At 38.1% G+C, this 18,764-nt stretch carries 20 protein-coding genes and 1 pseudogene; 1 reads left to right on the top strand and 20 read right to left on the bottom strand.

What is annotated here, in order from left to right; translation table 11 throughout:
* Nucleotides 1–4 precede the first annotated feature (4 nt).
* The 16 genes from J5G60_RS03200 to J5G60_RS03125 all read right to left on the bottom strand — a co-directional run bounded on the left by J5G60_RS03200 (nt 5) and on the right by J5G60_RS03125 (nt 15,919).
* Nucleotides 5–268: a EutN/CcmL family microcompartment protein gene (locus tag J5G60_RS03200; RefSeq protein ID WP_150356864.1), complete on the bottom strand. Its 264-nt coding sequence runs from the start codon at nt 266–268 to the stop codon at nt 5–7.
* Nucleotides 262–570 (bottom strand): BMC domain-containing protein, encoded by a 309-nt coding sequence (locus tag J5G60_RS03195; RefSeq protein ID WP_150356865.1) that lies wholly within the window; start codon nt 568–570, stop codon nt 262–264. Before J5G60_RS03195 ends, J5G60_RS03200 begins: the two co-directional genes overlap by 7 nt.
* 16 nt (nt 571–586) lie before the next feature.
* Nucleotides 587–1,429, bottom strand: a complete 843-nt coding sequence (eutJ, locus tag J5G60_RS03190) for an ethanolamine utilization protein EutJ (RefSeq protein WP_150356866.1) — start codon at nt 1,427–1,429, stop codon at nt 587–589.
* The gene (locus J5G60_RS03185) at nt 1,411–2,094 is read right to left on the bottom strand and encodes an ethanolamine utilization protein (RefSeq protein ID WP_150356867.1); all 684 of its coding nucleotides are present in this window, start codon (nt 2,092–2,094) and stop codon (nt 1,411–1,413) included. Before J5G60_RS03185 ends, eutJ begins: the two co-directional genes overlap by 19 nt.
* A 12-nt stretch (nt 2,095–2,106) precedes the next feature.
* Nucleotides 2,107–2,550: a EutP/PduV family microcompartment system protein gene (locus J5G60_RS03180; protein WP_150356868.1), complete on the bottom strand. Its 444-nt coding sequence runs from the start codon at nt 2,548–2,550 to the stop codon at nt 2,107–2,109.
* Between the two features lie 61 nt (nt 2,551–2,611).
* Nucleotides 2,612–3,562 carry a choline TMA-lyase-activating enzyme gene (gene cutD, locus J5G60_RS03175; protein ID WP_150356869.1) on the bottom strand — a complete coding sequence of 317 codons (951 nt, stop codon included), beginning with the start codon at nt 3,560–3,562 and terminating at the stop codon, nt 2,612–2,614.
* Between the two features lie 131 nt (nt 3,563–3,693).
* A complete protein-coding gene (gene cutC, locus J5G60_RS03170) occupies nt 3,694–6,243 on the bottom strand; it encodes a choline trimethylamine-lyase (RefSeq protein ID WP_150356870.1) in 2,550 nt (849 codons plus the stop codon).
* A gap of 85 nt (nt 6,244–6,328) precedes the next feature.
* A complete protein-coding gene (locus J5G60_RS03165) occupies nt 6,329–7,819 on the bottom strand; it encodes an aldehyde dehydrogenase family protein (RefSeq protein WP_150356871.1) in 1,491 nt (496 codons plus the stop codon).
* A gap of 86 nt (nt 7,820–7,905) precedes the next feature.
* On the bottom strand, nt 7,906–8,211 hold the full coding sequence (locus J5G60_RS03160; protein WP_150356872.1) for a BMC domain-containing protein: 306 nt from the start codon (nt 8,209–8,211) through the stop codon (nt 7,906–7,908).
* Between the two features lie 27 nt (nt 8,212–8,238).
* Nucleotides 8,239–8,535, bottom strand: a complete 297-nt coding sequence (locus tag J5G60_RS03155; protein ID WP_150356873.1) for a BMC domain-containing protein — start codon at nt 8,533–8,535, stop codon at nt 8,239–8,241.
* Nucleotides 8,536–8,566: 31 nt separating this feature from the next.
* A complete protein-coding gene (locus J5G60_RS03150; protein WP_150356874.1) occupies nt 8,567–8,836 on the bottom strand; it encodes a hypothetical protein in 270 nt (89 codons plus the stop codon).
* A gap of 1 nt (nt 8,837) precedes the next feature.
* A complete protein-coding gene (locus tag J5G60_RS03145; protein WP_150356875.1) occupies nt 8,838–9,929 on the bottom strand; it encodes a hypothetical protein in 1,092 nt (363 codons plus the stop codon).
* A 290-nt stretch (nt 9,930–10,219) separates the two neighbouring features.
* Nucleotides 10,220–11,419, bottom strand: a complete 1,200-nt coding sequence (locus J5G60_RS03140; protein ID WP_150356876.1) for an FprA family A-type flavoprotein — start codon at nt 11,417–11,419, stop codon at nt 10,220–10,222.
* Nucleotides 11,420–11,456: 37 nt separating this feature from the next.
* Nucleotides 11,457–13,364 (bottom strand): acyl-CoA dehydrogenase family protein, encoded by a 1,908-nt coding sequence (locus J5G60_RS03135; protein ID WP_150356877.1) that lies wholly within the window; start codon nt 13,362–13,364, stop codon nt 11,457–11,459.
* A 340-nt stretch (nt 13,365–13,704) separates the two neighbouring features.
* Complete coding sequence (locus J5G60_RS03130) at nt 13,705–14,904, bottom strand: FprA family A-type flavoprotein (RefSeq protein WP_150356878.1); 1,200 nt, start codon at nt 14,902–14,904, stop codon at nt 13,705–13,707.
* 388 nt (nt 14,905–15,292) lie between these two features.
* Nucleotides 15,293–15,919: a flavodoxin family protein gene (locus tag J5G60_RS03125; protein ID WP_150356879.1), complete on the bottom strand. Its 627-nt coding sequence runs from the start codon at nt 15,917–15,919 to the stop codon at nt 15,293–15,295.
* A 216-nt stretch (nt 15,920–16,135) separates the two neighbouring features.
* Between J5G60_RS03125 and J5G60_RS03120 the strand changes: the two genes are divergently transcribed.
* Nucleotides 16,136–16,555, top strand: coding sequence for a MerR family transcriptional regulator (locus tag J5G60_RS03120; RefSeq protein ID WP_150356880.1), 420 nt, complete (start codon nt 16,136–16,138; stop codon nt 16,553–16,555).
* 23 nt (nt 16,556–16,578) lie between these two features.
* Here J5G60_RS03120 and J5G60_RS03115 read toward each other — a convergent pair whose 3' ends face one another.
* The 4 genes and pseudogenes from J5G60_RS03115 to J5G60_RS03100 form a co-directional block, all read right to left on the bottom strand.
* Complete coding sequence (locus J5G60_RS03115) at nt 16,579–17,304, bottom strand: DUF1287 domain-containing protein (protein ID WP_150356881.1); 726 nt, start codon at nt 17,302–17,304, stop codon at nt 16,579–16,581.
* Between the two features lie 39 nt (nt 17,305–17,343).
* Nucleotides 17,344–17,419: pseudogene (locus tag J5G60_RS19150) on the bottom strand (MerR family DNA-binding transcriptional regulator); the annotation flags it as partial.
* A 6-nt stretch (nt 17,420–17,425) separates the two neighbouring features.
* Entirely contained in the window at nt 17,426–17,605 is a 180-nt protein-coding gene (locus J5G60_RS03105) for a hypothetical protein (RefSeq protein WP_150356882.1), read from the bottom strand.
* Nucleotides 17,606–17,709: 104 nt separating this feature from the next.
* Nucleotides 17,710–18,558 (bottom strand): DUF1129 family protein, encoded by an 849-nt coding sequence (locus J5G60_RS03100; protein ID WP_150356883.1) that lies wholly within the window; start codon nt 18,556–18,558, stop codon nt 17,710–17,712.
* Nucleotides 18,559–18,764: the final 206 nt, after the last annotated feature.

Raw genomic sequence — 18,764 nt, 5'->3', positions numbered from 1 at the left:
GAATTTATTCAAAATTGCAGTCTTCATCAATTATTCCGACAACAGCCGCATCAATTGGAATATCATCATTCCCCAGCATCCTTCGAGCTGATGAACCCGTACATACAATAACCCTATCTCCAATACCAGCACTGATGATATCTGCAACAATTAAACGCTTGCCAGCATCACTGCCGCCAATTACCTCTGCCAACATGAACTTCAGTCCATTAAGCGACTCTGCCTTTCTTGTTGCCCATATATTGTCAATCAATCTTGCCGTTAACATAAATCCTTCCCCTTTTTGAAATTGCGTTTAATCTCTCGAATTGCTGATTCAACAGATGCTGTATCGCCAAAAATTGCAATCATTATCATATTTTGAGGACAACTGCCTCTAATATCTTCTACCGTAACATCAACTGCCTTTTCGGCAATATCAGCTGCACAAATCATCTCTATCATTTTTCCCTGTACAAGGCCAACTGCATCAATGCGAATTGAATCTTTACTAATACCACTGGCCCCTGAGCGCCGCATAAGCATGTCTACAGCACCTTTTGAAGGAGATTTAATAATTCGGAACTCCATACACAACCATCTCCTATTACATACCTTCCTGTCTACAGCTAAGTGCTATACCCAAGGGAGTCACAAACATTGGATTATGTGGTTTATGAGTAAAAATCCCCGTCTGCTTTTCTATAATTTTTTCAATACCTGTCAAGCAGCATGTCCCTCCTACCAGGGATATTTCCTGTACATCATAACCTTTGATGTGATGGTTAATAATAGACGAAATTTTTTCAACTACTGGCTTTAATACCGGCAGCAGTTCCTTATGATTTTCAGAATTACGTTTGTAAAGTTCCGCTTTCTCAAAAGGCATGTTGTATGCACCGGATACGACCAGAGAAAGTTGAGTACCACCTGTGGGTTCATCAGCAATGTACACAACTTTTCCATCCTTAAGAATCGAAATTCCCGTGGTTCCACCGCCAATATCTACCACTGCACCATTCTTGATTTTGAGTACTTTATTGGCAGCTGTAGGTTCATCAAGCACGTTAGTCAATTCAAAGCCAGCAGCCTGAACCACATTTCTAACTGCCCCCGAATCCAGTTCATCTGTTCCAGGTGGAATGGCTGCAGCACCATAAATCAATTCTGTACCCAATTTTTCCTCGATTCCCCGTTTCATTTCCCTGACAATATTAATTGCACCAATATAATCTACAACCATACCATCGCGAACTACATCAGCATATCTATAATCGCCTGCTACCGGCCTATAGTTTTCATCTAGAACTGCTAAAACAACACAGGCAGTTCCTAAATCAACTCCCGTATAATAAACAGACGATTTATCCACAATAGGATGTTTTACTACATGTTCAAAATCATCTACAAGCTTATCGCAAAATTTAAAAGTCAATTTTTTCTCTGACATTTTTTACCTCCAAAAATAGAACAAATCCTTTGGGACAAGGCATTGATAATCTGATTAACTTTCCCAATAATATCTTTATACAGCAATTCATTTCCATCATCACTGTCTTCATAAGCTTCTAAAACAACCGGTTCAATTTCCCTAAGGGCACAGCGCAGCCTATGCAAGATTATAATATCCCTGCCATTTTTCAACTGCACATGGAAATCAGTAATCTCAAAACAATCATCTAAATCATTAGAAAAATTATCAGCATTTATTCCCGTACATTCCTTAAGGCAAAGATCTTCAATGGGGCTTTTACTATCCAGAGCATTCTTAATTTTAGTAAATTGTTTACCCAGATCAATAATGCTCTGTGCCAAAAAGACATCTCTGCTTAAAAATTCTTCCTCTGTGACAAAAAATAATGCCTCTACTGACTTCATTCTGCTGCGGAGTTTCTTTTTTTTCCAATCATCTTGTTTTTTTGGCAGCTCAGATAGATGCCTTTTATTTACATCATTTTTTTTTGCATAAGAACCATTGTCAAATTTATTTATTCCCCTATCTGCCAAAAATTGACGTGCTCCCGGCGTAAGCCTTGTCCCCGGTTCAATCTTATAATCTGTAAAAGGTTCTTTTCTATATAAATCCCTCAAATCAATTTCGGTAATAAATTTCATTTCAATCCCCCTTTACTTCTTTTTAAAAAATAAATACTCTTTTAAAGCATCAATACCTATCCTACTAGGGACACTGATTTTATAGTAAGGTTCTACAATTCCTATCTGTTTTAACTGTTTAAAGCAGAATTCTTCATTTTCTGCCATCAAATCAACTTTGGTAATTACACCAACTACAGGACATCTAAATGCTTTGGCAAAACCAGGGGAATACACATTAACACACCTTGACTGGTCAATTAACATCAAAACATGCGATGCATCCTGGGCAGCTGCAATTATATGCTTGTACATCCATGTATTTTCAATATAAGAACCTGGAACATCTATAGTATTTTTCCCATAAATAATATCCTGTGCTTTTCTCAATGGACCCCTATAGTCATTCAACGCATTTGCCAAGGTGGTCTTCCCACAATTCGTGGGTCCGATTATCATTATTCTCTTCCTTTTCATGTTCTTGTAATAGGAGCGGTTGTAAATTTCATCTCCATTTATTTTTTATTTCAACAACTCATCAATGCTTTATAACTGCAACCGGGAATTCATATTTTTTAATCCAACTCTCAATTCTGTCCAATTCATCACTACTCAAGCTTGGATCGCCCTTTATTGGATACTCTCTGCCCAGCTGTACATACTTATTTACCCCTAATTTGTGATAGGGAAGCAGATCTATACCTTTAAAATTCTTATAATCGCGGAAAGGCATCAAAAAATCAATTACACTCTCAATTTCATTTTGACTATCATTTATACCTTTCAATAAAGGCATTCTGACCTTTACATTGTACCTGCGATGAAGAAGTTCTTTTAGGTTATTTAAAATCCGCTCATTGTGAACTCCCGTAAGCTGATAGTGTCGTTCAGAATCGATATGCTTTATATCAAAAAGAAACAAATCCAAAAATTCAGCAATTTTAAGCATTGATTCCAGTTTTGCATAGCCGCAGGTTTCAATAGCAGTATTGATTCCCTCCTGCTTACATGCCATAAGCAGACTTGCAGCAAATTCCCACTGCATGGTTACCTCGCCGCCTCCCAGCGTGACACCCCCGCCTGAAACATCATAAAATCTCCTATCTTCCTCAATGATTTCCATAAGTTCGGAAACAGTTTTTACTTCTCCCATAACAGATAATGCAGACTGAGGACATACATTCTCACACTTACGACATCCCAGGCAATCAATACTATGATTGACCTCATGCTTCAATTTTTCTGAAATGGTATGTATTCCAACTGGACACACCGAAACACAGGCACCACAATCAATACAAGAATTTCTTTTAAACATAACTTGATATTTTCGTTCCAGTCCTTCAGGATTCGCACACCATCTGCAGCGCAGTGGACATCCCTTGAAAAACACCAGTGTTCTTACTCCCGGCCCATCATACATATTGTATTTTTGCACATTGAAAATGAACGCTTTTCTTTCAGTTATTGCTCCCTTCCTATCACTCATACCAACCATTCTCCTGTTTGACTCATTTTAATATTCAACTGAACAATTTAACTACACCCATCCTCTCTGTCACAGTTCGTAGAAAGACATGGGAACAGATAAATCAATTTAAATCCAACGGTATACTACACTTAAAAATGTGTCAGCATAGTCCTACTTATAATCTCATCTTGAACATCTTTGCACAGCTCAACGAAAAATGCACTGTAACCTGCTACACGGACAATTAAATCACGATACTGTTCAGGATGTTTTTGTGCTTCAACTAACGTTTTATTATCCAGGTAATTGAACTGCATCTGTCCATTACCAAAAAGACATGCAGTACGCAAAAGCGTGATAATGCCCTCCTCACCCTCCGGTGTATCAAGCAGCCCTGCCATAAGCTTAAAGTTATGGACCATACCTATATTCATGTTGTCACAGGACATTTTGGAAACAGATTTGATAATAGCAGTTGGTCCCTTATAATCTGCACCCTGTGATGGGCTGATGCCATCGGACAATGGCGTCCAGGCTTTACGTCCACTGGCAGATGCACCTGTCATTTGTCCAAACGGTGTATTATTGGATATGGATAAAGTTCCATGACTCAGGACAGAGTACAGTGTCTTATACTTGCGGTGTTCCATTTCCGTAAAGTTGATCAAATCCGCAGCAATCAGATCTACATAATCATCATCATTGCCGTACTTAGGAGCTTTCATACAATCGTTTCTAACCTGTTCGTATCCTACAAAATCAGCTTTCAGCGCTTCATTTAACTGCTGTAGTGTATATTTTTTATCATCAAATACCAGCTTTTTGATAGCGGCCATGGAATCTGTATAAGTAGCCAAGCCAGTCCATACAACGCCAGGTCCAAAGTTGTACATAGCACCACCGGCAGAAACATCTTTACCATGCTCCATACAGCCTTCATACATGATAGACATCAATGGCTTTGGAGCTAGATCTCTGTGGACACGTTGAGAAATAACTGTAGCAACATCAGTCCACTTCGTAATATATTTGATCTCTTCCTTAACAGCTTTGTCGAATTCTTCATAATTCTTAAACCTGTTCAACTCTCCCATATCAGGACAAACCTGCTTGCCATACCACAGAGGAACACCGTGGTTTAGAACCAATTCAATACAAATAGGCCACTGGGTGTAAGAAGTAGAAGTCCACTGATACAGCCGACCGGCCTTTTGAGGCTCTACACATCCCATTATGCAGTAGTCCCTGGCATCTTCTATGGATACTCCCTTTGCCAGCATCATCTTAATATGTGTATCATCAAAATGACAAGCTGGGAATCCTATACCTGCACGAATAACATCTACAATTTTTTTCAAATACTTTCTAGGCGACTTGTTGTGAATACGGCATGCCAGAGACGGCTGATAAACCTTGACATGGCGGACAGCATCCATCAGCAGGTAAGTCAAATCATTTGTAGCATCAAGGCCATCACGGGTAACACCGCCTACACACATATTGACAAATGGCTGATAGCCTGCAAAGAACTTGGAGCTGCTTTCACTGGTAATCCACATCATTTCAGACATTTTTATAAGCATACAGCCCGCGAGCTCAAATGCCTGAAAACTATTCATACGTCCCTGCTCCATATCTGCTTTGTAAAATGGATACATATACTGATCCACACGTCCAATAGACATTCCAGTCTGATTTTCTTCAACTACCAACAGTGATTCAATAGTCCATACAGATTGAATTGCTTCCCAGAAAGTACGGGGTTTGTGTGCGGGTACCCATGCATTGACTTCAGAAATCTTCTGCAGTTCCTCTTTACGTTTAGGATCCATTTCCTTTACAGCCAGTTCAGCCGCATAATCAGACATACGCTTAGCATAAATCATAACCCCTTCAGTAGTGTCGATAACGGATTTGTAAAAATAGATCTTGTCAATGTCCTCCGGATTTTCATAATCCAGTTTTTTTAAATGCTCCTTCGCTTCTTCCTGAATATCCTTCATACCCTTTTTCATCAGGATCACATCGTATCCAGGATTTGAATCGCCGCCGCCATTGACTGCATGGTAAGAACAATCTGAAACAAAGGATTCACCTGAAAGTTCCCATACTCCCGCTTCACGATACTGATCTTCACAGTATTCATCAACGGATTTACCCTTCCAGAAAGGGAAAAGCTCTTCACGCATAATCTTTTTATCTTCTTCGGAAATATAAAATGGATCTTGAGGGCGTGTTCCAATGGTATCAATTTCGTCCGCCAGCCATCTCCAGGATATGTCGGGAGAAAAGGCTCCTGCACGAGGTGCTCCACAAGGTGCTCCTACAATAAGTTCATTATCTTGAATTACAAGTGGTGCAGTTTCACAACAGTGGCGGAAGCATTTGGCACGCAGTAAAATTTTAGGCATACCAGGATTTTCTTTGGCAATTTTAGTTATTGCTCTGGCACGATATGTGGTTATGGAAGGTTTTTGCTTCAAATAATTTTCCTTAAGTTTTTTCAAACGCCCTGTCATTCCATTGGGGACTCCCTTATCATCGCTACAACATGTTTGAGAATTAGAAGCAGAACTTTCATCTTCTTTTGTGATTTCTTTCGAAACACCCTCAAATATTTTCAATAAAGCAACTTGTTCATTTGCAGACATATTTTTAGTTGCTTCTGCAAATTTACTTGAAAATTCACGAATATCCAAAATACTTACCTCTCTTCTTTTATAATTATTTCAGATTCAGTTATCTGATTTTTCCATCTGTAGTTTATATACATCTGTCTATGCATTACTTAATCTCTTCTATAGCTTTTTTTAAAATGTGCTGAAGCATCTGTACATCCTCCGGATTATAATCCAGGGGTCTTGCTTCATTACCCATACAGGTTTTTCCTTCTGGTATCACTCTGCCAGTAACTTCTCCTACTTTTCTTACACCATAACCGACTTTGCGGATATAGATGAGATTCATCGGTGAAACATTATCAGAAGTCATGCCCTTACCCATGGATCCGCTGCCCAGAGTCAAAGCAGGAAACAAATTAGTTGTAACACCCATGCTGCCAAAGGAAGCAGGCGTATTAACAAGTATCCTTCCCACCGGCTTTTTCAATGCAAACTGTCTAATTACTTCTTCATTTTTTGAGTGTATAACAAGAGTATGTCCATGTCTTTCGCTGAGAAGCAGTTCAATACATTTTTCACAGGCATGCATCCAATCATCCTCAATATAATAAGCTAGTACAGGACAAAGTTTTTCTCTTGAATAAGGGTTGTTCTCGGAAACATATTTCTGTTCCGAGATCAATACCTTCACACTACTTGGAACACAAAAGCCTGCCTTCTTAGCTAATTTTTGTGCTGATTTTCCTACTATTTCTGTATCCATACTCCCATCGTATCTAAAAAAAATAGAACCAAGTTTTTGTGTTTCTTCTTCTGTCATAAAATACCCGCCGTTATTCTGAAATTCATGCTTAACATCAGCTGCAATACAGCTATCCACAACAACTGATTGTTCTGCCGCAGACACTATTCCATTGTCAAAAGTCTTGCTGGCAATAATATCTCTCACCGCCTGTTTAATATCAGCTGTACGCTCAATAAACGCCGGCCCATTGCCGGTTCCTCCGTAGATAACAGGCTTTCCTGATGTATAAGCTGCCTTAAGCATTTTGGAAACGCCCGTATCCATAATCAATGACGTTGACTCATGATTCATCAATGCAATCGTCCCGCTGTGCGTCACAGTATGCAAATAGGCAAGTGCACCTTCCGGCAATCCATAACCCTCTGCTGCACGAATCATAATATCAAGCGTTTTACAAATTGTTTTTTTTGCTCTGGGGTGCGGAGAAAAAATAATTGCATTACCAGACTTGATTGCAATTAAAGCCTTGTAAATAGTGGTAGAAACTGGGCTAGTCGCGGGACATAATGCAATAATTACACCCATCGGCACCCCTACATCCATGGTCTTGTTCTGTTTATCCTCACCAATAATTCCCACACAACGCATTCCTCTAAGCCTAGCTGGCAGGCACTTACTGACAAATCGATTTTTTACATATTTATCCTGCCATTTACCATAATCAGTTTCATCTTGGGACATCACGGCAAGTTCACAGGCATGCTTTCCTATTTCTTCCGCTATACGCTCAACAATCTCATCCAGTTTTTCCTGAGGAAAAGCTGCCAGAAGTTTTTGTGCATCTCTTGCATTTTCCACAAGAATTCTAGATTCTTGTATGGAGAGCAAATCATTGTCAATAATATTCATTTCTGACTCTCCCTTTCATCATTTATTGACCAAATATCTTAATTTTGTGCCTTCTACATTTCATATAATGCAGCTATATCTTCCGCCTATTGAGGAAGCAAATTTTCAAGTGAATAACGTGCAATAATTTTTTCAAGATCTGGATGGGGACTTGCAATAACAACTGAACTATAGACTTCGGCATCCATATTTTCTACAGCTTTTACACCGGCCTCTACAGCTGTCTTACATGCCCCTACGTCTCCACGAACCAGCACGGAGATATAACCGGAAGCTACATTTTCATAACCAATCAATTCAACATCTGCAGCTTTACACATTGCATCTGCAGCTTCCAAAACAAAAACCAAACCGAATGTTTCTATTAGACCTAAAGCTATGCATTTATCCATCTGTATTCCCTTTCCCTCATTTTATTTTTATGCATCCACATCATGTACCGAAACAATATCCCCAACACCCTTAATGGGCCGCGGCATAACATTGTGTGCTGTCAATTTGCCTATTGCAGCGGCAGCGGCAGCTCCAGCTTCCACAGATGCTTTAACAGCAGCAACATCACCTTTTATCATAATTGTGACAAGAGTAGAGCCTATATTTTCATAGGATATGAGCTCAACATCAGCAGCTTTCAACATCTTATCTGCTGCTTCAACTGCAGGAACCATACCTATCGTTTCAACAAGCCCCAATGCTTCTTCTCCGTAATACCTCACTTCATAAACCCCCTCTTTCTATATCAAATTATCAACCCTTAATATATTTATTAATTGTAGCTGCACCCTCTTCAGGTGCTCTATAGTAAACTTTCAAAATACCTTCTTTGTCCATTTCAAATCTCGTTTCTTCAAGGAGTCCATTGGCTTCAGCAGTCATTAGTGCAAAGACTACAGCCTTCTTTTTAAGTGCTTTAAAATTGCCATACTCACTTTTTAAAGCCTCAATAACGTCTTCTGCACAAGCTTCTTTAACTGTCGTAAAATATTTTAAAATAGCATAGTTAAGCGGTTTTTTCATACTACTTAACCTCCTTTTTTCTGAATAAATCCATTGGGTTCATGGATATTACCAAAATACCAAATATCATCAATATAGCGGCAATCCAGGCAATAGGAGGTAATCCCCAACCTTCCATACCGCCAAATACACCAAGCACTATCCAGCAGCAGAAAGGTCCCCAAAATGAATAAGTACCATTACAAGCCATGCCAAGAGCAGCACCGCACATACTGTTGCCTCTATACCAGCACATGTATGATGCAAATGCACAAAGACCACTTAAGGCAAACCAAATCATGGCAGATCCGCTTGAAAAAGCCTGGCCAGCAAGATTAGCTGAAAGTTTAATATTACCTGCCATTGCAGCAAAAATAGGAAGCAATATAATCAAATTTGAGATACCTGATGTCACCTGACGAATAGTAATACCAATTTCACAGTCAATCATAGATGTACCATAACCAGCAACACAACCCTCAAATCCCCATCCAAGAGCAGCGATAAAAGCAATGCAAACACCTAAGAATGCACCCTTTGGTGCACTTCCGCCAATACTTGTGCTGCCAATCATAAAACTGGCAATAACACAAATAGCAATGCCCAGCATCATGCGTTTGTTTAATTCTTGTTTAAACAAAATTCTGCCTAAAATAGCACCAATAGCTGGACAAAGGGCAGTAATAGGAATGACAATTGAACCTGCCATTTGAAGGCCTACAACATAAGCCGTACTGGAAATAGGACCTCCTATAAGAGCAGCTAATATCATCACACGACCTGGAGTAGTGTTAAGACACCTAAAAAAATCCCCTATTTTACCTTTAATACTTGCATAAAGCAATGCCCAAACAGCACTGCAGGAATCATTCACTGCACTGCCAAGTGCACCTAGTAGATATGTAATGACGAAAGCAGATAAGCCTGCTGTATTAGCACCATACCAATCGCTCCAGATCCCCTTTGACATACCCAATGTTAAAAATGCTGAATAGAATCCATACATGACAGCTGAAAATAAAGCAATTGATATGCCTTTTTTAAAAAATTGTGATGATAGTTTCTTCTTGGCAGCAATTGCACGTACATTAGCCGCTTCTGTAACTTCGCACATAAATAAAACTCCCCTCTTTTAGAACTAAACTTTAGCGAAAACGTTTTTTCTTTTTAATGATATATTATATATTAATATTAACTTAATACATCAGCTTCTTCATGGCATAAAGTACAATATTTTACTGCATAATATCCTCTAGTTTTTTTGAATTTTTGTACTATATCTACTTTTTTGTATTAATAACATTTTTTTATCCCGGTATGCAGACATAAAAAATGCACCTTCAAATGTTATCTTATTATTTAACATTTGAGGTGCACTGTAAAATCACTGATATTTTTCTAAAATCATTTCATTGACTTGATAATACTGTCAGCAAGTTCATCCATTGAACCGGCATCGTCCTCTTTCATTCTGGAACTCAATGATATTTCATTATCCAAAATAGTCATCTCTTTCATCTCTTCCAGAAGTTTATGCATCAATTTACCCGACTGAGGAGCCCAAGAACCATTTTCTATAAGGGCAAAAGTACGCTTTTGAAGATTCAACGCCTTCATATGCATCAGGTAATCAAGCATTGGCGGATAAATTTTCAGATTGTAGGTTACACACGCAAGAACCACATGGCTGTATTTAAATGTCTCGGAAATTAAATAGGATACATGGGTTTTTGAAACATCGTACATAACCACATTATTCATTCCCTTTTCCACTAATCTGGTTGCCAGATTATTTGCAGCAGATTCCGTATTGCCATACATCGTCGCATAAACTATCATCACACCTTTTTCTTCCGGTTCATAACGGCTCCATTTATCATATTTCTCAAGAAAATATCCCAGATTACTGCGCCATACCGGACCATGCAGTGGACAAATAGTTTTAATATCCAGCTTGCTGGCTTTCTTCAAAAGTGCCTGAACATGAGGTCCATACTTACCTACAATATTTGTATAATATCTCCTGGCATCATCAATCCAGTCCCTGTCAAAGTCCGTTTCATCATCAAACAGCTTTCCACCCAATGCGCCAAAGCTGCCAAATGCATCGGCAGAGAACAATACACCATTTGTAGCATCATAGGTAACCATGACTTCCGGCCAATGTACCATCGGGGCAGTTACAAACACCACTTTATGTTTTCCAAAGGACTTAGTGTCGCCTTCTTTAACTTTTTCCACTTTTTCATCTAAATTGAATCCAAACTGATTCATAAACATAAAAGCTTTTTCAGTGCATATAATCTTTACATCAGGATAGCGGAGAAGTATCTCTTCAATGCAGGCCGCATGATCCGGTTCCACGTGATTGATTACCATGTAATCTAAAGTTCTATTTTTAAGAACTGCTTTTATATTTTCAAGAAACTGGCGGCAGACTGCCCAATCCACTGTATCAAAGAGCACAGTCTTCTCATCCAAAAGCACATAGGAGTTATAGGAAACTCCCCTTGGAATTGGATGAATATTTTCAAATAAGGCAAGACGATTATCGTTCCCTCCAACCCAATAAAGATCTTCATCTACTTTTCTAACACAATACATGTATTTAATCCTCCCTATTTTGTTTATTAATTATAATTTAGCATTCTATAAATGCACCTTTTTCTTCACCACAAGCAGGACAAGTCCATTCCTCCGGTATATTTTCAAAAAGCGTTCCCGGGTTTATTTCACCCTCAGGGTCACCCACAGCTGGGTCATATTCGTAACCGCAGCCATTACAAACATAATGTTTCCAGTTTGGAACAACTTTCTTAGGAACTGCTCTCTTCATCTTCTTCATTGGCGGTGCCTCCTTTTTAGGCTGTCCATTATCCAGTGCAGCAGTAAGCAATGGCACAATTTCTACTAAGTCTCCGACTATACCATAATCAGCATTTTTAAAGATTTTGGCATTAGGATCTATATTTATGGCAACAATTGTAGAAGCATCCACTATGCCCTTTAAATGCTGACCCGCACCGGAAATACCGCAGGCAATATACAAATTTCCCTTGAATTTTTGACCGGACATACCAACAAAACGATTCAGTGGTACATACTTAAGGGTTTCAGCTACTGGACGTGAAGAACCTATAGCCGCACCTGCTTGTACTGCTAAATCTTCTATAAGCTTCATATTTTCTCTTTTACCTACACCCATGCCTATACTTACTACTCTTTCTGCTTTATTTATAGGAGTATCTATTGGAATTCCAACTGTAAAATCATATCCATCTTCCTTAAGAGCTTTTACGAGTGCATCAACTTTTTCCTTGGAAGTTCCCTTGTTAAAAACAATTTTCTTACGATAACCCGTAGCTGGTCCATGCTGAGAAGTTTTAATTCCAGATTGGCCTTTAGGAGCTTTACCAACAATATGAGCGGCAATAACCACACGCTGAATCTCATTGGTTCCTTCATATATAGTACAGATTTTGGCGTCTCTATAGGCGCGTTCAACCTCCATTCCTTTCATATAACCGCTTCCTCCAAATATTTGAAGGGCATCATTGACAATCTCAAGTGAAGCATCCGAAGCGTATTGTTTTGCCATAGCAGCCTCCACACTGTAACGTTCATGGTTTCCCTTCAGCTCTGCCGCACTGTAAATAAGCAGTCTGGAAGCTCTAAGCTTCGTAGCCATATCCGCCAGTTTAAAAGCAATGACCTGCTGTCGACAGATTGGTTTCCCAAACTGTATTCTTTCTTTCGAGTACTCTAAGGCATTCTCATATGCTCCCTGTGCTATGCCGAGAGCTTGGGCTGCAATACCAATACGGCCTCCATCCAGAGTAGACATAGCGATCTTAAAGCCTTCACCCTCCTTACCTAAAAGATTTTCTTTAGGTACTTTTACATTATTAAAAACAAGTTCTGCAGTAGCTGAGGATCGAATACCCATCTTATCATAATGTTTTCCAAAACTAAAGCCTTCCCAGCCTTTCTCCACAATAAATGCACTTATACCGTGAGTACCTATATTTGGAGTAGTAACTGCAAAAACTATATAAACATCAGCTTTTCCTGCATTGGTTATAAATATCTTTTCACCATTTAAAATGTAGTGATCACCTTCCAATACAGCAGTAGTCTCTGTGCCGCCAGCATCACTACCTGCATTTTCCTCAGTCAAACCAAATGCACCAAGCTTTTCACCTTTAGCCAGCGGGACTAAGTATTTTTGCTTTTGTTCTTCAGTTCCATAGGCGGCAATTGGATATGTGCCCAAGGATGTATGGGCAGAAAGAATTACACCTACCCCGCCATCAATTCTTGACAACTCTTCTACAGCTATAGCATAACTGATTACATCCAATCCAGCTCCTCCATATTCTTTTGGATATGGAATACCCATAATTCCCATATCCGTCATTTTATGAACAATTTCATCTGGAAATTGATTCTCTTGATCCAGTGTGAATGCTATAGGTTTAACTTCCTCTTCAGCAAATTTTCTGATTTTCATTCTCAAATTTTCATGTTGTTCAGTAGTTTTAAAAAACATTTATGCCCCTCCCTTTTATTAAATAATATTACTTTAGTATCAATCTAAAACCTATACACTAATTATAGCCCTCAGCATTTTTCCTAACAATCTTAATTTTGACTCATTTTTCTCATAAATCTCCATTAAAATGGCAATAAATTTTATTCTACCTATCTGACACTTTTTATCTTCCTATTCCTTTTATTTTTAGAGTTTTGATATTATTTAAAAAAAATTGTTCATTAATAATTGTTCTGCAATAAATTTTATTTAAAACTACAGAAAATATTTCATAATTAAAATATTGATAATTTTTTCGCAATAATTTTCTTAATTGCACATTGATGTTCTTCTAAGATCATTTCATTGACCTGATAATACTGTCAGCAAGCTCATCCATTGAACCAGCATCATCCTCTTTCATTTTGGATCTCAATGACATCTCATCATCTAAAACAGTCATTTCCTTCATTTCATTTAAAAATTCCCGCATCAATTTACCCGACTGAGGAGCCCAGGAACCATTTTCTATAAGGGCAAAAGTACGCTTCTGAAGATTCAACGCCTTCATATGTTCCAGATAATCAAGCATTGGGGGGTAAATTTTCATGTTGTAGGTTACACACGCAAGAACCACATGGCTGTATTTAAATGTTTCGGAAATCAAATAGGATACATGGGTTTTTGAAACATCGTACATAACCACATTATTTATTCCCTTTTCCACTAATCTGGCTGCCAGATTATTTGCAGCGGACTCTGTATTGCCGTACATTGACGCATAAACTATCATTACACCTTTTTCTTCAGGTTCATAGCGGCTCCACTTATCATACTTTTCAAGAAAATATCCCAGATTGCTGCGCCATACCGGACCATGCAGCGGGCAAATAGTCTTAATATCCAACTTGCTGGTTTTCTTCAAAAGTGCCTGAACATTAAAACCATATTTGCCTACGATATTTGTATAATATCTTCTTGCGTCTTCAATCCAATCTCTGTCAAAGTTCACTTCATCATTAAATAATTTTCCACCTAGTGCTCCAAAGGTACCAAATGCATCGGCAGAAAATAATACACCATTTGTGGTATCATAGGTAACCATGACTTCCGGCCAATGTACCATCGGAGCAGTTACAAACATAACCTTGTGTTTTCCAAAGGATTTGGTGTCTCCCTCTTTAACCTCTTCTACTTTTCTGTCTGCAACAAAACCAAACTGCCTCATAAATACAGCAGCTTTTTTAGTACATATAATCTTTACATCAGGATAGCGGAGAATAACCTCTTCAATGCAAGCTGCATGATCCGGTTCCACGTGATTGACTACCATGTAATCTAAAGTCCTGTCTTTAAGAACTGCCTCTATGTTTTCAAGGAACTGGCGGCAAACCGCCCAATCCACTGTATCAAAGAGTACAGTTTTCTCATCCAAAAGCATATAGGAGTTATAGGAAATTCCTTCAGGAATTGGATGAACATTTTCAAATAGGGCAAGGCGATTATCATTTCCACCAACCCAATAGATATCTTTGTCTACTTTTCTAACACAATACATGTATCTAATCCTCCCTGTTATGTTTATTGATCAAAAGGCCACTGTACCACGCCCAATCTTTTCAAAGTGTGGATGTGATAAGCACTATTGTGCCCCCTGGATACTTTGCTAAAATGTAAAGTTCAAAGTGTAAATTTCAAAGAACAAATGATGTAAAATGCAGGACTTCCAAATACACTTTTTTTCGTATATTGTATCTTTTTTACTATTAATTTTAGTATACTATAAAATACAAGCAAATTGAACTAAAGTAATAGAATTTTCACCTTTATCTTGTGATCCTTAAAATCATTGACCTAATTAAAAACAAAACAGCAGGCTCAATTTATCCCGCTGTTTGTCATTAATCTGTACTTCTATTTTATTACCAACTATATCCTTTCATAATTTACCTAATAAAATTTGTCATGATATGATCTTCATCATCAGGTGGAGAAAATTTCTCCTTTCCATCATGAATTACTTTGAGAAGCCATGCCATGGCCCTTGCGTTTTTGCGAAGTGTCTGTATTCCCTCGCCATCCTGCATAACCTCACCTTTATTCATACCATAGGCTGAGGTCCAATATTGAGATGGTGGTAAAATTGTTTCCGCCAGATTGAGATAGTTATTTAACTGATGTACTACATCCACACCTCCTGCACGCCTTACCACAGAAATAGAAGTTGCCACTTTAAATTTAAAATAACCTGAACTTGTAAAGAATACTCTATCCAAAAAAGATTTCATGGTTCCTGCAATTCCGGCATAATAGGTAGGTGATGCCAGAATAAATCCATCTGCCTCTCTCATTTTCTCTGCTGCTTCATTGACAATATCATCTTTAAAAACACATCTGTTTTTCTCAGAAGTTACACAGTATCCACATGCTGTACATCCATGGATATTTAAATGTCCAATCTGAATAATCTCAACATCTATATTTTGATTTCGCAATTCATCTGCCATTACCTTTAAAGCTTGACTTGTATTTCCATCCTTCCGCGGGCTTCCATTAATTGCTATAACTTTCATAATCTATAACCTTCTTTCAAATATTCATTACTATAACTATAAACCTTTTAGATAGCTGTAAGTCAATAGTATATAACAAAAAATTTATTTATCCGAAGACTGCCATTTGCTAATACCCCCACTCCTTAAAAGGAGATAATGCCTTTCTTGCATTTGCCTTAGAGTTAACTGTAAGATGTATAATAATAAGATAAAACATGATTTGAGGTGATTAATTTGGAATACACTATTTCCCAAGCAGCCAAAAAAATGAACTTAACCACATATACACTAAGATATTATGATCGGGAAGGATTGCTGCCTTCCATCAGAAGAAACAAATGGGGAAACCGTATTTTCACTCAGGATGACCTGGAAATGCTTTCTATAGTCTGTTGTTTGAAAAATACGGGAATGAGCATAAAAGATATAAAACAGTTTACAGACTGGCAGAATCAGGGGAATTATACACTACATGCCCGCAATGACATGCTCCTAAGGCACAGAGAAAATGTGCTAAAGCAAATAGACTCTTTAAAGAAAAATCTACGTTTAATTGACCATAAACTCAGCTATTATCATGATGCCTGCAGTGCTTATGATTCTGACCTGCCTGTTCCCCACTGCTGCGGTTATTCAAAAAAAGATCTGGATTAAAATAGTCCTCTTTCTCACATAACTTATTTAGGAAATCTAAAATGACCTGTTATTCTAGGCATCCAGTACATGATTTCATTACCTTCTCTGGCATAGGGCGGTGCACTGTGTATTATATATGGAATACCGTCTGCCCTTCTCTTGTCGGAAACTACAGCTATGTGTTCGCTATTGTCAAAAGTCAGGATATCGCCCGGCTGCCACTGTTTCAGATTTTCAAAATCATTGGGTTTCAGCTGAGTAGTGATACTGGCTGCATGGTTCTTAAAATAAATATAGAGAACGGACACCCTCCTAAAATCTATATTCGGATCAATTCTTTTAAGAACACCTGCATAATTACTAGGATTATTTTTTATGTCCTCATCCACCATATCCTTAAGATTATACCCTGCATTCTTAAAAGCCCTCCAGACCAGGTCAGTACACACACCTTCATTTTCCGAAGGGTATCCGCCTACATAATACCCGCTTTTATATTTTACTTTTTTACGGGCTTCTTTTCTCGCTCCAAGAAGTATATCTTCCTGATCCCTTATGCCATCTCCGTCTTTATCCGAATTCTCAAATACTATTGTTTTCTTTAGTTTTTCATCAATTGTATCATGCTTTTTTTCATCAACCGTATTTTTACTCTGTACCTTTGCTGTATTTTTATCGTGAAATATATTTCTATGTGTAAAAAGTTCAAACCCTGCAGCAGTCAAACAAATCAAACACAAAAACACTATAAAAAACTTTTTCCTCATTTATTGACCTCTTGCTCCTTAATCTTTTTCTTATAAATACCAATTTTTCATAATATCGTAATGTATCAATACTCAACCCAACTTTTTTAGAAAATTCTCCAATGTGATAATTCAAATATATTCACCTGCCTATTGACATGGAGCCAACTTCAGCATGTAATACAATATTATCAAATACAAGGAGGTAATACAACCATGAAAAGCCGTCACGAATTGGGAGTAAACAAGTTATCAGTTCTGCCATGTGAAGCGATTTATCCCTGATAAACTGCAGAAATTCCTTCTTCTCGCCTTCACTCAATTCATGTTCACCTGAAGTGAATTTTCATGTGAGCTCCCCCTGTTTGGGAAGGACAAACTTCTCGTTTACACAGTTGGCAACAGTGGAGAACCTAGCAAAAATAACTACTCTTTCTTTTCTCTAAGGCACAAATAAGTCAATACCCAGAAAAGAATGAACCCAACCCCAGTCAACACTGCTGAAGTAATTCTGCCATTACTGCCTGACATCCAGTTTTCCGTCACGGGCAGCCTTGAAGCAATTCCAATAAGACCTAAAATCCATATGAAAGGCAGAAAAGGCCACCACATCCTTCCATCCTGCTTACTTCGGATAAATGCCAGAATAACACTGCCAATAAGCAAAATGGATATTATGAAAATTCCCAGAGAATTTGACAAATGTACAGTCAGCAGTGGTGGAATAAATATTTCAATCAATATAAATGAACCAATCATCAAAGAGAAGATGAGCCATGTAAACAGAAAGGAAGCAACCTTTCCTCTAATAACTTTTGTATAAATACTCTTGTGTATTATAAAAAATACAATTCCTACAAATAAAAAGCTCAGCAGGCCGTATATAATCAATACGAGAAGGTTTATTCCCTTATCCGGAGATGCCAATGCACTCAGCAGTTCAAAAAAGGAGCTTATGCCAAAAACCAGACCTACCAATTTCAATGTTTCTTTCCTGCTGGATTTACCAAGGTTCTGAATCAATTCATCCGCCGCCAGCTGGGGCCTTTTCCCAAAAAATTCTTCAGCAGATTGTCCATCCTCCTGGGCAGAAATTATATCCTGCAAAATCTGCAGTAATAAGTTTTCTATCTCATAATCGTCATAAAATAATCCGGCACTGCGGAGGTATACCAGAAGCTGTTCATAATACTCTCTATTCTCCTCCCTCAATTTTTCGCGTAACTGATTATTTTGTTCAACAATTTTGTTTACAGAATTATTTTGTTTATTCATCCAATTTTCCCCCTTTCAAACATATCAGATTATAGGCGTTTGCGAAACGCTGTAATCCGCATAAATGCGGTATATTTCTTGCTGCAAAATAAAATAACTCCTCACTGATTTATGGTAAAATTGAATTGGTCAAGAAACAAAATCACCATTATACCTCAGAAAGGAGTTACATATTTATGATAACATATAAACAGCTTTCTTTGGCA

It is taken from the genome of Clostridium sp. HV4-5-A1G, assembly GCF_900184915.1.
Taxonomy (GTDB): domain Bacteria; phylum Bacillota; class Clostridia; order Clostridiales; family Clostridiaceae; genus Clostridium_B; species Clostridium_B aromativorans.
Note: the sequence above shows the minus strand (reverse complement) of the source record. Positions and strands in the feature narration are given on the sequence as shown.

Excerpts from the sequence above, each read along its gene's own strand:
- J5G60_RS03200 (WP_150356864.1), bottom strand. The coding sequence starts at position 268 with ATGTTAACGGCAAGATTGATTGACAATATATGGGCAACAAGAAAGGCA.
- J5G60_RS03195 (WP_150356865.1), bottom strand. The coding sequence starts at position 570 with ATGGAGTTCCGAATTATTAAATCTCCTTCAAAAGGTGCTGTAGACATG.
- eutJ (WP_150356866.1), bottom strand. The coding sequence starts at position 1,429 with ATGTCAGAGAAAAAATTGACTTTTAAATTTTGCGATAAGCTTGTAGAT.
- J5G60_RS03185 (WP_150356867.1), bottom strand. The coding sequence starts at position 2,094 with ATGAAATTTATTACCGAAATTGATTTGAGGGATTTATATAGAAAAGAA.
- J5G60_RS03180 (WP_150356868.1), bottom strand. The coding sequence starts at position 2,550 with ATGAAAAGGAAGAGAATAATGATAATCGGACCCACGAATTGTGGGAAG.
- cutD (WP_150356869.1), bottom strand. The coding sequence starts at position 3,562 with ATGAGTGATAGGAAGGGAGCAATAACTGAAAGAAAAGCGTTCATTTTC.
- J5G60_RS03165 (WP_150356871.1), bottom strand. The coding sequence starts at position 7,819 with ATGAATATTATTGACAATGATTTGCTCTCCATACAAGAATCTAGAATT.
- J5G60_RS03160 (WP_150356872.1), bottom strand. The coding sequence starts at position 8,211 with ATGGATAAATGCATAGCTTTAGGTCTAATAGAAACATTCGGTTTGGTT.
- J5G60_RS03150 (WP_150356874.1), bottom strand. The coding sequence starts at position 8,836 with ATGAAAAAACCGCTTAACTATGCTATTTTAAAATATTTTACGACAGTT.
- J5G60_RS03145 (WP_150356875.1), bottom strand. The coding sequence starts at position 9,929 with ATGTGCGAAGTTACAGAAGCGGCTAATGTACGTGCAATTGCTGCCAAG.
- J5G60_RS03140 (WP_150356876.1), bottom strand. The coding sequence starts at position 11,419 with ATGTATTGTGTTAGAAAAGTAGATGAAGATCTTTATTGGGTTGGAGGG.
- J5G60_RS03135 (WP_150356877.1), bottom strand. The coding sequence starts at position 13,364 with ATGTTTTTTAAAACTACTGAACAACATGAAAATTTGAGAATGAAAATC.
- J5G60_RS03130 (WP_150356878.1), bottom strand. The coding sequence starts at position 14,904 with ATGTATTGTGTTAGAAAAGTAGACAAAGATATCTATTGGGTTGGTGGA.
- J5G60_RS03125 (WP_150356879.1), bottom strand. The coding sequence starts at position 15,919 with ATGAAAGTTATAGCAATTAATGGAAGCCCGCGGAAGGATGGAAATACA.
- J5G60_RS03115 (WP_150356881.1), bottom strand. The coding sequence starts at position 17,304 with ATGAGGAAAAAGTTTTTTATAGTGTTTTTGTGTTTGATTTGTTTGACT.
- J5G60_RS03100 (WP_150356883.1), bottom strand. The coding sequence starts at position 18,558 with ATGAATAAACAAAATAATTCTGTAAACAAAATTGTTGAACAAAATAAT.